General features: G+C 57.9%; 8 protein-coding genes. 4 read left to right on the top strand and 4 right to left on the bottom strand.

The window, feature by feature from the left end; genetic code table 11:
* The first annotated feature begins 1 nt into the window (after window position 1).
* A complete protein-coding gene (locus E2I15_RS34135; protein WP_137479494.1) occupies window positions 2–757 on the top strand; it encodes a hypothetical protein in 756 nt (251 codons plus the stop codon).
* Between the two features lie 209 nt (window positions 758–966).
* Here E2I15_RS34135 and E2I15_RS34130 read toward each other — a convergent pair whose 3' ends face one another.
* From E2I15_RS34130 to E2I15_RS34120, 3 genes are all read right to left on the bottom strand, one after another.
* On the bottom strand, window positions 967–2,799 hold the full coding sequence (locus tag E2I15_RS34130; RefSeq protein ID WP_137479495.1) for an NEL-type E3 ubiquitin ligase domain-containing protein: 1,833 nt from the start codon (window positions 2,797–2,799) through the stop codon (window positions 967–969).
* Window positions 2,800–3,634: 835 nt separating this feature from the next.
* Window positions 3,635–3,880, bottom strand: coding sequence for a hypothetical protein (locus tag E2I15_RS34125; RefSeq protein WP_233475201.1), 246 nt, complete (start codon window positions 3,878–3,880; stop codon window positions 3,635–3,637).
* Between the two features lie 124 nt (window positions 3,881–4,004).
* The gene (locus tag E2I15_RS34120; RefSeq protein WP_137479496.1) at window positions 4,005–5,666 is read right to left on the bottom strand and encodes a hypothetical protein; all 1,662 of its coding nucleotides are present in this window, start codon (window positions 5,664–5,666) and stop codon (window positions 4,005–4,007) included.
* A gap of 2,663 nt (window positions 5,667–8,329) precedes the next feature.
* Between E2I15_RS34120 and E2I15_RS34115 the strand changes: the two genes are divergently transcribed.
* Window positions 8,330–9,400, top strand: a complete 1,071-nt coding sequence (locus E2I15_RS34115; protein WP_137479499.1) for a cytochrome-c peroxidase — start codon at window positions 8,330–8,332, stop codon at window positions 9,398–9,400.
* A gap of 416 nt (window positions 9,401–9,816) precedes the next feature.
* Here E2I15_RS34115 and E2I15_RS34110 read toward each other — a convergent pair whose 3' ends face one another.
* Window positions 9,817–12,153, bottom strand: a complete 2,337-nt coding sequence (locus tag E2I15_RS34110) for a S9 family peptidase (RefSeq protein ID WP_137479500.1) — start codon at window positions 12,151–12,153, stop codon at window positions 9,817–9,819.
* A 2,276-nt stretch (window positions 12,154–14,429) separates the two neighbouring features.
* Here E2I15_RS34110 and modC point away from each other — a divergent pair.
* Together modC and E2I15_RS34100 are read left to right on the top strand one after the other, a co-directional pair.
* Complete coding sequence (gene modC / locus E2I15_RS34105; RefSeq protein ID WP_170991567.1) at window positions 14,430–15,626, top strand: molybdenum ABC transporter ATP-binding protein; 1,197 nt, start codon at window positions 14,430–14,432, stop codon at window positions 15,624–15,626.
* Window positions 15,610–16,287 carry a DUF2478 domain-containing protein gene (locus E2I15_RS34100; RefSeq protein WP_137479502.1) on the top strand — a complete coding sequence of 226 codons (678 nt, stop codon included), beginning with the start codon at window positions 15,610–15,612 and terminating at the stop codon, window positions 16,285–16,287. Before modC ends, E2I15_RS34100 begins: the two co-directional genes overlap by 17 nt.
* Window positions 16,288–16,389: the final 102 nt, after the last annotated feature.

The raw sequence follows: 16,389 nt of genomic DNA, 5'->3' as shown, positions 1-16,389 counted from the left end.
TATGTTAGCGACTCCTATCTACATCATCTGCTCTCCTAGCCCGCAGGTCGGCAAAACTCTCGTCGCTCGCCTCGTGAGCGAGTACTTGCTGCTGAAAAATGGTACGGCGCTCTCCTTCGATGTAAATCTGAAGGAGCCGTCATTGCTCGATTATCTCCCCAACATCACAGAGACAGCTGATGTAATTGACACTTACGGTAAGATGCAGCTGATGGACCCACTGATCATACACGATCGGGTAGCCAAGGTGATCGACCTCGGCTTCCACGCCTTCGACGAGTTCTTCAAGATGTGCGAGGAGATCGGCTTCATCAAGGAAACAGCACGCTGCTGTGTCGCTCCTGTCATCCTCTTCGTCGCGGGCGCTGACCGCCATTCCTTCCGTGGTTACGAAATGCTGCGGCGGCAGATTCCACCGGCGGCGCTGGTCACCGTCCACAATGAATTCGTGCTGCGCGGAGGACTACCTGAAGCGATGGATTGTGAGCGAGTGCTCCGGATTTCCGCGCTGCCGTTGTTTCTAAAGAGATATGTCGATCGACTGAGCTTTTCCTTCACCGGGTATCTGCGCGACGAAAAGGACTGGACCACCGAACTGCATCAATGGATCCGACGAAACTACACCATGTTTCGTGATTTGGAGTCGAGCGTGATGCAGCGAGGGTCCTATCGATCTCGCGCGACGAATATCGAGAGCCTACGAGGCACAAGAGCGACTGAGGGACCGGCTCACTATCCATTTCGCTATCAGAGATGAACGAGTGAGATTCGATATAGAATGCTCGCCTGGTCGAGCAGCCGAGGGAAGTATTTCTCGTGATCGTCCGCACGCACCAAGCGACCGAGACCTGCCGGCAACTCATTCGCTCGACGAATCTTCCAGATTCGCTCCTCGTAAGGATCGATAGCCGCCTGAGATTGCGCGCGGCTGCCCGGATCGATCGACGGGTCCCGCTCGAGGGCGCTTCATAGCTCAAGGCCGAATCTTTCGAGGACCTGGTGCATAACCGGGCCTTTAATCTCGAGGGCGATCTCTTTGCGAATCTGGGCGCCAAGCACTCGCTCTGCATCGGCATCGCCCGTCAGACCATTTTCGGCCAGTCGCCGATCCAAGCGGGTTTGGAATTCATCGCCCATCGCGTCGACGAGTTGCCTCTCCATTGCAGCATGGTCTTCGGGTGCGATGCGCCTCAACACGCTCTCCCATGGGTGCCAGCGCGTTGCCAGGTAGTCCGGAAATTCCGCTGCCTCCTGATTGCGCACCGACGCCTCGGCTCTGACAATATCGTCCTCGGTCACGTTAGAGACATTCAAGAAGCGCATGTCCGGGGCGATGTGCAGCAGCTGCAGCGGGTTGCGCAGCTGGGTCTGGTAGGCAAGGTAGACCTCGATCTCGTCGACGTCGGCGTCAGGATCGGCACGACGAAGCGAATTGACCGTCTCGCGTGCGATCCCGTCCAGCGCCTCCAGACGAAACAGGACCCGGCCCTGCTGGAGCAGCTCGGCCAACCGGCCGTCATAGACGCCGTCTTCAACGTCAGCGTTCAGCCGTGCGCTCTGCATGCCGTTCCAGGTCAAGGTAACCCGATCTTCGCAGCGCTCGCTCGCTCCCGACGCCAGCTGGAAAAACTGTTCACGCAAACTCGGCCTGACGGCTGCTTGCCGCAGATCCTCGACGACCGCCTGCCGGAACGCTTCGTTGCCATAGTTCACGGTACCCCGGAGCCGGTCGAGGAAGCGTGCATAGTCTTGCGCACCCGGTTCTTGGGCGAAGCCCTGCCAGGTGGCCATTACCGACGGCTCGGCCTCGAGCCAGTGCGCCACAACCTCTTGCAGGGAGCGCGGCTGGACTTCCAGCGCGCCTTCGACCGTCGATAAAAAGACCTGCGGGCCCGCATAGCCTGCTGCATGTATCGCTGCCGTCAGGCCAGCCTGCACCAAATCGGGGAGCGGATTATTCTCCAGATTAACGCTAGAATAACCGCTTAGCTGTGTCAGCAGGGTCTCGGGTACGCTGGTCAGCTGGTTGTCGCTGGCGCCGAGCCAAATTAGGTCGGGAAGCGCCGTTTCGGGCAGACTGGTCAGTTCGTTATGGCTAGCGCTGAGCCATTGGAGCCCGCCCGGAAGAGGCTCGGGCAAGTCCGTCAGCTGATTGTGGTCGACGTTGAGGCGCTGGAGTCGGGCTGGAAGGTCGGGCAGATTGGTCAAGCGGTTGCCGCTGGCGTCCAGTTCCTCAAGCGTCGCCGGAAGGCGATCAGGCAGACTGGTTAGCTGATTGTTATCGACCCTCAGCCGCAGCAATCCGGGCGGTAGCCGTGCGGGCAGATTGGTGAGCCCGTTGCTGATGACATCGAGCTGCAGCAGGCCATTTGGAAGCTCGGGCAGGCCGGTCAGCCGATTATTGCTGGCAGAGAGCCACTGGAGACTGGCCGGAAGGTCCCCAGGAAGGCTGTTCAGCTGATTGTCGTCGACATTCAGGCGACGCAGGACGGCCGGGATCGGCGCAGGCAAGCCGGTCAGGGACAGGGACGACAGATCCAGCGCCTCATTGACATCGCCTGTGTCCTGCCAAGCCCTCGTACGACTTACCGCTTCTCGACGGCCCTCGTGTTGCCCCTGCCCGTCTTCGGCAGCCCAGTTCGTCCAGACCTCGAGCTGCAAGCTAGAGGCCTCGCCGGTGGACGCTAGCGCACCCGTCAGGGCTTCGCCCCACTGCGTTGCAGCCGGGGATGCCGGCTCGGAGGTTTCCGAATCGGAAGTTCCGGAAGGACTGCCTGAGCCAAGCTGCTCTGTATTCATCGCCGTCTCTCCGTATCCAAATCAAGCGCGTCCGCAGTCGCACTTTTAAGCCGTCAGACCTCACCAGGTTTGCGCGCTGATCGGCTGATGACAAAGCGGCGGTCATACCGCGCAATCACCGCCCACGGCTAGCGCGAACACCTGCCGGCCTGCAGACGAGCAACTGCAGCTCACCGCAGCACAACCAAAGCCTCGGTGGTAGATCGCTTGATGGATACCATCCAATTCTCTTGCCGGATCTGAGCACATCAAGCCGGACCAGCCAGCCTGTAAAGACGTTCCTGCTACGAGACGTAGCTGTCGATAAGCTGACGGCCTTCGGAGCGACGAACAATGGACGGACGGCTGGCCATCAGCCTCTCCCGAAGCTTAGGCGTAGATAGCGGACCGACGAAAAGCAGACGAGGATCAACCGAGTTTTAAGCTTGGCAAAATGCTCGCTGTTTACGGCGCCTCGGCGGCGCGGCGCTGATAGCCGGCGAGTTGCGGCTCCTTTACTCCCGAGGCAACAAACCGCCCCCTGCTCATTCAGATGGCCACGTTGGGACGCTAGCTTGAAAGCCCGCGATCCCATGTAGCACCGCTCACGCTTCACTGCGAGGCGGTACGCCCCGGCGCGATCGGCAAAGGTTGGCTGATAACCTCCTGGATAGCGAGTTCCCACCTATTCTGACATCGGCGGCAAGGATCGATCTTGCCAGATCGGTTCAGACTGCCGCAGGTTTCGGCCAGCAAAAGCGGACGACTCGGCCCTTGCCGGGGCGCTTTCTCAGTCGAACAACGCGCGCCCGGCTGCATCTGACACTGATTCGATGGAAGTTTCTTAACTTCGAGATCAATGCAATAGATCCGCCCCGCGTCCGATAAACTCGAGCACCGACTGCGCCTCGTTGATTTCGCTTGAAACGCGCTTCAATATCCGAACTGCCACCTCTTCCGTCGCGATCAGCCCCGCTCTTTCGCAGGCTAATCCGAAATGATGCATCACCTGTTCGTAGGAGGGCGCAACACGATTCTGCAACAAGCTGATCGCCAATGATGAGAGCATCTGCTCGACGACATCCTTCTCAGCCTGGATCAACAACTGCGTCCTTCCGATTGTTCACTCAATTCTGTGGCTGTGCACGCCTCCGACTGTATCCCAAGAGGGTCGCTGCGTGGGATTGTCGTGTTGTGACCTCGCCGCATACTACGCATGAACACCGCTAGGAAGAGGCTTCTTTGGCCGATTGCCTTGTTTGGTGGGACCACTTCTCCCCTGGCCGGAGCTGAGTGGCTCCACCTTGTATGAGTTGCAGCTCCCCGATGATCTTCGCTATCGCCTCATGCCCTGCTTCGCCTTGCGGCCATCTATTGAAGCCATCCATCAGACTCTCCGATTCCGGTTTGGTAAAGTCAAAGAACCGGACACCGCGGCCTAGGACCTCATTGACGATCGCGATCGTGGCTTGGCGAGCGGCGCTCTCCAGCGGCCATCTGTTGAAACCGATCACCAGGCCCCTGAGATCCTGGGCAGTGAAGTCTGAGAGTCCCGTCCTGCGGCCGGCACGGCGAAGGACCTCGTCCGCGAGCACAACGGTCACTTGACCACACGGCACCTCCTTCGGCCAATTGCTGAAGCCATTCACTAAGTTCGCGAGTCCCTGCTGTGAAAAATCGTAGAGCTGATTGGCACGCCGCAGAACCTCACGAGCGAGTGCGATCGCTGCTCGGCGAAACGCCGGCTCTTCCGGCCACTTGCTAAAGCCATTCACCAGGTTCGCCAGGCCCTGTTGGGTAAGATCGGGAAGCTGGACAGCACGCCAAAGTACCTCACCAGCGATCGCAATTGCAGCTTTACGACAGGTCGCATCTTCAGGCCATTTGCAAAACCCGTTCACCAAGTTTGCCAGTCCTTGTTGGCTATAGTGAGGAAGTTGGTCAGCACGGTGCAGGAGCTCACTTGCGATCGCGATTGTGGCTTGACGAGAGACTGCCTCATCCGGCCATTTACTAAAGCCATTCACCAAATTTGCCAGATCCTGCTCGCTAAACTCATGAAACCGGGCGACCCGACGAAGAACTTCGCCTGCGATCGCAATCGTGACTTGACCACACGCCAGCTCTTCCGGCCACTTGCTGAAACCGTTCACCAGGATGGCCAATCCCTGCTGAGGAAGCTCGCAGAGCCTGCCGCAACGATGCAGAATTTCGAGTGCAAGCGCGGCGGCTGCCTGGCGCGAAGCCGCCTCATCCGGCCACTTGCTGAACCCGTTGACCAGGCTCACCAATCCTTGCTGTGTAAAGTCGGAGAGTTGGTGATGACGGCCAGCGCGCCGAATGACATCGCCCGCAATTGCAACCGCCGCCTGGCGAAAGTCTGCTTCTTCCGGCCATTTGCTGAAGCCGTTTATCAGCGCCGCCAGGCTCAGATTGTTCAACTCTTGAAGCGGCCTGCTTTCCTCGCGACAAAACTTAGCTATTCTGATCGCCCCTTTGCGACATTCTGCTCTATTGGAATGCCGACCGAATGATGCGGCGAATATGGAAAGGGCTCTTATCCCGATTTTTCCAATCAGCGCATGATCAAGCAGCGACACGCGAGAAGCTATTCTTTCGCAAACGTCTCGGCCGACCTGACCTCCGGCCTTCCGGCTCACCGCATTGCATGTCGTGGCATATCCCCACGATCTCCCGGCACGGATGCTTTCCTCGAAATTCGGCAGGAATCTAGATTGAAACTCAAGCGCAGCCTTTTGCAGAAAGACCGGATGGTCCGTCTTGCGCAGCTGCTTGTCGCGCGCAACCACCACAGTTGAGAATTGAACGATGTCGCGAGCACAATCGATCTCGCTTAGCGCCGTCGTCAGATTGGCTTGAGTAGACATGGGATCTTCCGAGCTTTCACCGCGGCGCCTTGTCCAGCCACAAGCTCAATGCGACCAGTCACCGCTTACGGCTGAATGTTAACCGCCTACGCAGTTGAAGCATCTATTGCGAGGGCCGGCTGTGTTCACTCGGCGGGCCCTCACTGCACAGCGAGGAACGCGATTAAAGCAGTTGTCAGCGACATCCTGCTGCGCGCATCACTCCATCACCTCATGACATATAACGACTCCGGTTGTTGCAGCGCAATTGACAACGGCCAGCGCAGCAGCCTCCGCCGATGGACCAAAGGTCTTGCCCATGGCCCGCAAGCGACAATGTCGGCAATTAGGAAGCCATCCCTGTCCGATCATGCTGAACCATTCGACGCCCGTCCCGCCTGCCTTTGTCTTTGCGAGACTACAACCTGACGCAGCGTGGGGTTCAAGCTACTAAATTGGTATCGAACCGTGGCGTTGCACAGCCAACTATCGCAGCGGCTACCAATGGGGCTTCCATTCAGTTCGACACGATTTCGAGTGACATTCACCCAGGGAGGTCCTAGGCTCGCTCCTGCGCTCGTTCGATCGGGTCACGCCCGGGATATCGCGATAACGCTCGTTTTTATCTATAGGGGAAAACACTGCCGCCATGCCTTTCCAGGATGTTGGTGAGCGCGCGCACCTTACTCATGGACATGCCCATCGGGAAACGAATGTGATGGTCCGACGGCAACACTGACCATCGTCAGGGGAACACATCGCTCCGTTTTCCAGTCGTGAGCTGCTGCCCTGCGTTTGCGCGTGACTGCGCGCCGATCGCCCCTGTGGAGCGCAGGAATTCCTCAACCCAGATGATCGTAGCGCCGAAAACCCGCAGCAATCCGCAGAAAATTCCGCTCGCACGCCCAGCGTAAGGTGATATCGCTTGATAGCAGTCGTGAATACATCGAACCGCTCGCCACATCCGCCGAGCAATGGCGACGAACTCCATCGCCATGAATGCGGACGGAGGGACTACGCAGTGCTGAAGCGTACGCGTTGCACCCTCAATGCCCAAGTGAACCTGCATTTGTGATGACTTCGATTGATGATAGTTTAAGTGAGATCAGATGGGTGAGAAACGAGATCTGGCGCTGTCGTCGATTGCTTAAGACGGAACTGCCTCGCGAGGAGAGTGCTGCCGTTGAGAAGCGTCTGCTTGAACAGCTTGCAGCCTTTGAGCGGCTCCTGACGACCGCGTTTCCTCTGGTCTTGAGCCCTTCGGCGAACTCAACCAAAAGCAGTCCCATCGGTTCAAGTGAATCCACTGAAAAGCTCGTTGAGAACGCCGCAACGGCGTCAACCGGTTCCTTCCGGGCCTCGATCGGAGGCTAATGTGAGCATTCCGGTGCTTAAGAATCCCCCCGCTCCGGTGCCTCACTCTCGATGCAGGATCGGAACGTTTTTGACGCCTCGTCTTTTCGACCCACCGTTTCTCTCCGCCGCGGTTGGCATCACGCGGCGACATTCGACGCGCAAGCCTTTGAAATTGTCCCTAAGGCAAAACATGGCCGCGTCCATATCGCCACGCCCTGTAAAACGGTCACAGAATCGCATCACGTCTGGTCTGCAAGACGTCAAGATCTCTTCCGATCTACGTTCTCGCGCGCTAGCGTATCCCGTGAACCACGTAGCTGCGATCGCAACGAGTGCGGTGACATGGCGAGGCGCGCGGTAAGCCCAACCGGTTCGTCGCTTTTGGCTCAACAGAACTCTCTTAAGTTGCACAATTTTCACTATTGTTCTTTGCCTCGCAAGTATCGTTTGTCTAGGAAAGCAGGTCGCCGCGTCGGCAGGAGCGGCCGGCGCAGTTGCGGTCCGAATCATCGTTGCATCGCGCCAGACCTTGTTGCCAAGATCAAAGCGCAACGCAGGCTGGCTACATGCAGCGGACGCGGGTATTGTGTCTAGGCTTGTGACATTCGCGATGTTAGTTCCCAACATGACATTTCTGCAAAGGCGACCGATCCTGCATGGCACTGCCTACAACCTGACGTTACGGTCGATTCAAGCACTTTGATCGTCGAACAAGTGTCAATACGCTCCAAGATAGGCATATCCATATCTCGACGGGAGCTCGCAAGGAGAGTTCTTCGGCAATTGCACGCTTCACTGGACGCAACGCATACGAAGCCTTATCCAACGACGGCCGATAACTGCTCGGCCACGCTGGAACGCAACGCATAGTTGACGGATTCGCAAGGCCACACGATTTCGTCGCGTCAATGACGCGACAAATTGCGTCGATGCTCCGCGTTTTTGCTCAACGTCCGACCTAGTTGTAAGCCTGCGCGTCTAAAATCGTGAAACCGACAGCTTTATGGCTTGCCTATCGGTTGAGATAGTAGGCCGAAATGCACTTCGTCAGCATGGCCATCGGCGCGTGTGGGACGCCGGTTGATCCCAAAGGTTCGAGCCGACTGCTGGCAGTCCTGCAATTGTTCAAGACCAAATCAACGGCCCCCCTGAACTCCATTGGCACGGCGGTTGCTACTACGCGGCAACAGCGGATCAGACCTGGATGAGTACCCCGATGAATGTCGCTCGTCTTTGATCGCTGGGAGTCATTTCGATGATAGGCAGGCTAGCTGCGACCTCGCACTCTGTTCGCGGCTTTCACGAACTACGACAAAGGCAAGCCAAGGATGAGGAAATCAGCGGCACGAACGCTTTACATCGCAGCCAAGTCAAGTGTTCTGGCCGCTGGGATCCTGGCTTCGTCAACAGCAGGTGCCGACGATGATTTGATGAGTGCAGCGAGGCAGATTTTCAAGCCGATCCCCTCTATCGTACCGGCGGTCAGGGACAACCCTATTACCCACGAAAAGGTTACACTCGGCAAGATCCTGTTCTTCGATCCGAGGCTATCGGCGAGCGGGATCATTAGCTGCAATACATGTCACAATCTTGGGACCGGCGGAGCAGATGCCGGCCCGAGGTCGGTTGGTCATCGCTGGCAGCTAGGTTCACGTCGAGCGCCAACGGTCTATAACGCAGTCTTCAATGTGGCACAGTTCTGGGACGGGCGCGCGGCTGACCTCAAGGCGCAAGCCGTAGGCCCCGTCCAGGCCAGCGCGGAAATGAATGCGACGCCCGCTCGCCTTCTCAATACGTTGAATTCAATGACCGATTATATCGTCATGTTCAGCAAGGCGTTTCCTAACGACGCGACGCCCATTACCGTTGACAACTTCGCCAAGGCCATCGAGGCTTTCGAGGCGACCTTGATCACGCCCGCCGCTCCCTTCGATCAATACCTCGAGGGCGATGCGTATGCTCTCAGTGCTCAGCAGAAAGCAGGATTAAAGCTGTTCATAGAAAAGGGATGCTCATCTTGCCACAATGGTATCAACGTCGGCGGCCAAGACTACTTCCCGTTCGGCGTGACGGAACGGCCAACTGCAAGCCTGCTGCCGAGGGACGACAAGGGCCGTTTCGCCGTCACCAAGGTACCCAACGACGAGTATGTTTTCCGCTCCGCGCCGTTGCGCAACGTCGCATTGCGTCCTCCCTACTTCCATTCGGGCCAAGTTTGGAGCCTCAAGCAAGCTGTTGGCGTGATGAGTGAGATACAACTCGGCGTGAAGCTCAACGATAGAGAAAAAGACGACATCGTCGCGTTTCTAAACTCACTTACCGGGCAGCTGCCTAAGATCGATTATCCGATATTACCCGCGCGCACCGACACAACGCCAAAGCCCTCTATAGAGAAATAGGCTGCCGGCTTACAGAGCCAGGCTCGTCAACTTGCCAACGGAAGATGGTGCGAGCACCAAAGCCTCCCGCAGCGACGTCAAAGTGCACCGTGTCAAGCTGGAGCTCACAATGAAGCGAATCCGGCACTGAGTTCTTCCGGCTTGCTTGAGCGCCCCCGCTTCTCGACTCTCACTTGGAGCGAGGATCGGGAGCGACGTCGCGGGCTTCGCAGCCGACCGCCGCGCGCAGCATTCGCGCCCTGATTTTGGGCCAATTGATGAAGCCGTTGTCGGCATCAGCAGCTGCGTGCGCCGATCAGGATGGAGGTACGCATGACAGCATGTGCGAGTGACCTCGTAAATGGCAACGAGCATTTCTCAATTTCGAGAACGCGATCGTGGAGCGCCACGCACCGGGCCTGGATCCCGATGGATTGTCAGCCATCATGGCCTGATTTGCTCTTCGGCAGTTCCATTGAGCCGGTGTTCCAGTTTGGCTGTGTTAGCTCGAGAACGTTACGGACCAAGAACTCCAGGACCTTGAGCTGTGCATAACTGCCCGGTGTTCCGTGATGTGCGCCTGGCACATACAGCATGTCGAAGTATTTTCCCGCCTTGATGAGCCGATCGGCAAGCTGGAACGTGGCGGAAGGATCGACGTTGCGGTCCATTTCGCCGACTACGAGAAGTAATCTACCTTGCAGTTTGGCCGCATTGTCGATGGCGGACGATTGCGAATATTCGACGCCGACCGGCCACCCCATCCACTGTTCGTTCCACCAGATCTTGTCCAGCCGGTTGTCGTAGCAGCCACTGTTCGCGACCGCGACCTTATAGAAATCGGGATGGAAAAGTAACGCGCTCACCACGTTTTGCCCACCGGCGGAAGTGCCAAAGATACCGACGTTGGATATATCATACCAGGAGTACTTCGCACTCGCCGCCTTGTGCCATAGGATCCGGTCCGGAAAGCCGGCGTCCCTCAGATTTTTCCAGGCAATGTCGTGGAACGCGCGCGAGCGATGGTTGGTACCCATTCCATCAATCTGAACAACGATAAAGCCGAGTTGTGTGAGCGGCTCGATTGAAGCTGAGAAGGACTTGGGAACGAAGGAACCGGTGGGGCCTGCATAGATGTGTTCCACCACTGGATATCTCTTGCGCTGATCGAAATTAGCCGGCAAGTGAATGACACCCCATATGTCCGTCTTGCCGTCGCGTCCCTTGGCGTTGAAGCTGAGCGGCGGCTGCCAGCCAGCGGCTATGAGCTCGGAGATCTCCGCGCTCTCAACCTGCATCAGTTCGGCATTATCACTGGCACGATACAGCACCATGCGGGGCGGGACGCCGATGCGTGACCACAGGTCGACATAGTAGCGACCGCTAGGCGAGAACTCGATGTGATGATTGGCTGGCTCGGGCGTCAGCGGCGTGAGTCCTTTTCCACCAAAGCCAATGCGATAGGCATGGACGAAATAGGGATCCTCATCAGGGTTCGTTCCGCTGGCGCCAAACCAAATCTCACGCTTCACCGGATCGACACAATACACCGCACGGACCACCCAATCTCCTTTGGTGATCTGGTTCTTGAGCTCGCCTGTTCGGCCGTCGAACAAATAGAGATGCTCGTAACCATCGCGCTCCGAGGCCCAGATGATCTCCTTTCCATCATCGACGTCATAGCGAAACGTTTTTCCACTATTCAGCTGCTTCATCACCAATGGCTGGTAGTCGACGAAGGTCTTGCTTGCCTCATCAATCAACGCGCGCGCTTTGCCCGTGGCGGCGTCGACCTCCACCAGGCGATAGAGCTGATGGCCACGCTGATTGTATTCGAAGGTAAAGCCCCGTCCGTCCTTCCACCATCGGATCGCCGAAAGGCCGTAAGGATTCTGGAACGCGGCATTATCGATTGTGACCGCGCGTCGGCTGCTGACTTCAAACAGCACGGGTTGGAGCAATGCCAAGGCATCACCGGGTTTTGGATACACCATGGTCAGATGTCTGGGTTGACGCTGGTGCGCCGGCGACGATTCGAGGTAATGGACTTCCCGTTGGTGGGCTGGACGGATCCGGTAGACGGCCAGGTGAGTTGAGGCTGGAGACCATCTTAGTGTCGAGAGAGCATAATAGTCACTCTCAGCTCCGTCCCAGGTCAACTGGATGTCCTGGAAACCGTCTTGGCTGCGCAGGAAGAGATTGTCGTTTCGAATGTAGGCCAGCCATGTGCCATCAGGTGATGCGCTTGTCTTGTTTGGATCGTTGTCTGCCGGCGGCGTGTCGTCATAGGGGCTCTGCTGATTGGCGCCCGAGTGCATTGCATTGCCGGTGCAGGCATAGCTTGCAAGCTCGCAGCTCCAACGCGTATGCTCGAGGTCGAAGCTCATCCTGCCACCCTTGTCGGTCAACTCGAAATGGTCGAAGGGAAGATTCTCGGGCTGATAGTTCTTGTGGCTCGCTCTGTTCAGAGCAGCCGCAAGTCCGGCTTGATCAAAAGCGGGCTCCTTTACGCCTTTCTCGGCATCAACCAGGATAAACCGGTGCTTGCCCTTGGTCGTCCGCCGATAGATGAACGCCTCGCGCTCGCCGAGCCAAAACGGCACGTCGGGGACATTGACGGTAAGCCGGCCATATCGGTCTGCGGTCGTCAGTGCACGCTCGTAATCCGACCGCGCGAGGGGCGCACTCACGACGTCCTCCGCCGCGTGCGCCTGCGCTGCTTTGCACTCCTGCTGAGCCAACAGCGCAAGCATTAAGGCAACCAATCTGTACATTATGATTCGCGTCCCCTCTTAGTGCGCGGACCCAGAGCGAGGTCACTTCGCGATTGATGCGCGGCTCTTCGGTGCGGCTGGCCTTCTTGCTATTTTAAGCGACGGCTCGCCAGCAGCCGCAAGTGCCGCCAACAATCCTCACACAGCAACATGATCAAACGCCGCGCGCCATTTGCAACGAGCGCTGCAGCGCCAACATTGTCGCATTATTTCCGTGCTCCTTATGCTGAGCAGAATCTATGCCAACTGATGTATATCGCTGCGGCTTCCTCTGCGCACAAGTTTGCCGATTTTTGCGAAACGAGGTGGGAGTTTGAGACCAAACAAAACACGCATGCTGCGCGTGGTCACCTGTGGCGAATGACTCCAAGGAACGCCATTGCGTGGGGAGCTATTTGTCCCGCCTTGGCAAACCACTCGAATAAGTAGCCCCTGGGACTTCGGGCAACGTGGACCGCGCCGGGCTATAGATCGACGCGGGGTCAATCCGACGAAAACTCACGCGATGAGCCGTGGAGACATTCGCGGCAATCCATCGCAGATCATCCTCGACACCTTGGCCGCCGGCCGCCGACGAAATGAACGCGCTGAGAGCTTCTGGCATGTGGCGATATCGTAGTATATATTGCAGGCTTTCGAGGCCAATTCTGACGAACTAACGCGCGCACTTGGCACAGCCCGAAGCAAATCGGGCACTTATCGGCGTCAAGTGTGAGGACTTTTCTGAACGCCTCTAACCGCGCCGCTGCTCGCGCGGCCAGTCCGCCAGCGAGTACCGCATGTCAAAATGAATGTGCCGTACGACCTAACAACGCGACGTTCGCCGCTTCTTCCACAAGCGCCGGTGTGGCCGTAATTCATTAGATATCCGAGCGGCTCTGCCTCGCCGGATCGCGTGCTCCCATCTCAACGGCTATCGAGACCAGGCGGTAGGTGTCTCTGACCAGACGGATCATTTCACCTCAGTTGACACTTCGTTGACTAGCGCGGCGGCCCGCCGCAATTGAGGGGCTTCCACGATCAACTCAGTGTCGGCATCGGTACAGATGACCCTAGTGGGCGTCGTCGGGTCCGTCTCCAGGACTGCGATGTCGCACACTCGATACGGTGACTGCGGAGCGCTAATGCGAAGTCGGGCGATAGTCATGGCTTCTTGCGTTCTCCTATGCGCCCGCAGCAGGACGCGAGAGCGGTCCAGGCAGCGGGCGCAAGCGATTGTGCGCAGGCGAAACCACCTGCGTGCTGGTGATGAGATCAGGAGATCATTCGTGAGTTCGCGCGTGAGGCGTCGTCCTGAGGGTTGCAAGGGAGATCGCGCTAGGGGGTGGACGAGAGCTAGATCGTGATGCTGATAAGCTCAGGGTAAGGCGGATTTTCGAAATGTCTTCCAAGATATCACTAGACTTCTTGCTAAATGGTCCAAATGCAGCCGATGAGCACCCCTTTTGTCGGCGCAGATCAGACGGACGACAAATTGTGGCGACGCCTGCAACATCGTTCTCGACGCCAGAGCCAACGGCATCATCTTCAGTATCTATCTTGTCGGTCCTGCGTGGCCGGTTGGCGACGCGAACGTCTGAAACCCAACGACACGATGCGGCCATTCCACACGCTGGGTGGGACATATCAGAGTTTCACCATGAGCCAAGCGGGCCGTGCGCCATTTTTTGAACCGGCACGCAGATTGCTGGGTGAGGAGCAAGGAGCTGCCGCGACGAAAGCAGTCGTGGCGGTCCATCTTCGGGGTCCCAATGAGGTTTATCCGGTTGATCCTATTCGATCTGGCTTTGATGCTGCTTGCGCCTGACGTTGCGGAAGCCATAAATGTGGGCACCGGCGCACACTTCACATTAGTCACCAAGGCTGTGGCGCCTTTCAAGCCGATTGCCGGCCCCGGGGTGGCATCAAGCTCTCGCGATAGCCGACACCTCTACAACCAAACGACGCAAGCCTTGCCAGTTCAGCCAGCGGACAACCGGCGTCCAGCCAAACTGGCTGAGGATTCAGCGGTACTAAATTCCCGCCTTGCGTGTGTGATGGTAGGCGCGCCGGGCAGCGTTCGATTGCCACGATCCTCGACGGCGCGGAGACGCTCAAGATGCCGGGCGTCGTAACACCGTCGATCTGCAGTGCCGCCCCCGCGCCTTTTGGCTTCCTCGGGGCGGAGACGCCGCGCTGGAGCTAAGCAGGTTGGATCGTCGGCGGCATGGTGATCATCGCCTTTGCGGCCATTCTCCTCGTGATTTGATTGCAAGATACAGCATAGGCGCGGACAGGTGAGAGAAGCAAGACCGGGCTATATCGAAGTTGCCTTCAACGGTGCTCCCGCGAGCATCCCGCTGGATGCGCAATTCATCGTACCGGCGAAAGGTGTCACGGCAATTTTCGGTCCTCCGGGGTGCGGAAAGACCACGCTCGCGCGTTGCATCGCCGGCATCCAGCATCTACCGAGTGGATTCTGTGGCGTCGACGGCGAAATTTGGCAGAACGAGACGACGTTTCGGCCGCCTCATCTACGTCCTGTCGCATATGTATTTCAGCGACCCATTCTTTTTTCTCATTTGTCTGTCAAGCGCACCCTTCTGTACAACGCATCGAAATCGAGGGCGACACTGGTCGACTTTGATGGTGCGGTTAAGTTGCTCGACTTGGCGTCACTGCTTGACTGTTCTCCGTCACATCTTTCTGGCGCCGAGCGACAGCGACTTGCCCTAGGCAGCGCGCTACTAGCCCAACCGCGGCTACTTTTGCTGGACGACCCGCTCATTGTGCTCGACCGTCCCGCCAAGCGCGAGATTCTGCCATTTATCGAGCGCATTCGTGAAGAGCTCAGGTTGCCGATGATCTATATCTGCCATGACATGACTGACATCGAGCGCTTTGCCGATCATCTTGTCATGATGAAAGATGGTATGGTGACTGCGGCCGGACCGCTTCAAGTCGTTCAGAGTGATCCAGCGCTTGCCGCGCGTGGCGAAGCAGCGGTTTGCGTTGATACCGTGGTCGGCGGCTACGACGGGCGCTATGGACTCATCATCGTCCGCCTCAGAGGCGCGCGTCTGCTAATACCTGGGCCGCCGCTCAGACCTGGCGCGAAGCTACGGCTACGCATCGCAGCCGCCGATGTCAGCATCGTGCGCGAGGCTCCACGCGCAAGCTCCTTCCTGAACGTCTTTCCGGCACGCATCAAAGCCTCCCTTCCGTTCGACGAATCGGAGATCACGTTGGTTCTAGCGCTCGAAACTGGCCGTTCGGGCGTGCCGCTTTTGGCCCGCATCACACGCCGCTCCTATGATGCGCTAGGGCTCAGCGACGGAATGGACGTATTCGCCGAGGTCGCGCGAGCCTTGCCGGTCTCAACCCTCGAGCGGTTGCTCATAATGCCCGCGATACCACTCGAAGATGCTCTAAAGCGGCGCGCTCACACCCGAAACGAACACAAATCGGATCACGGGCATGATCGACGATTTTGACAACATCGATTCGACAGCCGTGGCGGCGATCCTCTACCAGCCGGACGACGACGCCGATAAGCTGCTTGCCGGTTTCGTCCAGGATCTCGCGCGGCATGACGTACGCGTCGGCGGCATCGTCCAGCGAAACTTTAGAAATGCAAACGGCACGCACGTTATGCTCGCCGTCGACGTTGCGACAGGGCGAGAGATCTCGATTTCCCAGCTACTCGGCAGCGGGGCAGCGTCCTGTCAGCTCGATACAAACGGACTAGCAGAGGCTGCAGTTGTCATTTCCCGAGCGCTTCGCGACCAAGTCGATCTCCTCGTGATCAGCAAATTCGCCAAACAAGAAGCGATTGGCCGCGGCCTGCGCGCTGAATTTGTTGACGCGATCACTCGGGGTGTGCCGCTCCTGACAGCTGTTCCAAGAAGATGTCTTGCCGACTGGAGCGCTTTTACGGGTGATGTTGGCATGCTGCTACCTTGCGATCGTCAAGCCGTAGAGGAATGGTGGCGCGACGTCGCCACACGCCCGGCGCGATGCCGCGCTTTCAATCCCAGCTGGAGCTATTTGGGGACCATGATACCGGACAGCTTGATGACCGCTGCGAGAATAATGCCAAGGTCGGATCCGGACTCGCCGGTTGCGCTCCTTCGCGGCCTACGAAAACAACCCTAGCTTCGCAGCCGTTTCACACCGTGAGACATCCGGATGCTGTGCCGCCAGCCCCCAGGGTCCATTCTCGGTAGGCAAGTAGCCGTTTCGACCAGAGGTTCAATC

Origin of the sequence: Bradyrhizobium sp. BR2003 (assembly GCF_009720285.1) — a bacterium.
Taxonomy (GTDB): domain Bacteria; phylum Pseudomonadota; class Alphaproteobacteria; order Rhizobiales; family Xanthobacteraceae; genus Bradyrhizobium; species Bradyrhizobium elkanii.
This window is presented reverse-complemented; position numbering and strand designations above follow the sequence as displayed.

Excerpts from the sequence above, each read along its gene's own strand:
- E2I15_RS34135 (WP_137479494.1), top strand. The coding sequence starts at position 2 with ATGTTAGCGACTCCTATCTACATCATCTGCTCTCCTAGCCCGCAGGTC.
- E2I15_RS34130 (WP_137479495.1), bottom strand. The coding sequence starts at position 2,799 with ATGAATACAGAGCAGCTTGGCTCAGGCAGTCCTTCCGGAACTTCCGAT.
- E2I15_RS34120 (WP_137479496.1), bottom strand. The coding sequence starts at position 5,666 with ATGTCTACTCAAGCCAATCTGACGACGGCGCTAAGCGAGATCGATTGT.
- E2I15_RS34115 (WP_137479499.1), top strand. The coding sequence starts at position 8,330 with ATGAGGAAATCAGCGGCACGAACGCTTTACATCGCAGCCAAGTCAAGT.
- E2I15_RS34110 (WP_137479500.1), bottom strand. The coding sequence starts at position 12,153 with ATGTACAGATTGGTTGCCTTAATGCTTGCGCTGTTGGCTCAGCAGGAG.
- E2I15_RS34100 (WP_137479502.1), top strand. The coding sequence starts at position 15,610 with ATGATCGACGATTTTGACAACATCGATTCGACAGCCGTGGCGGCGATC.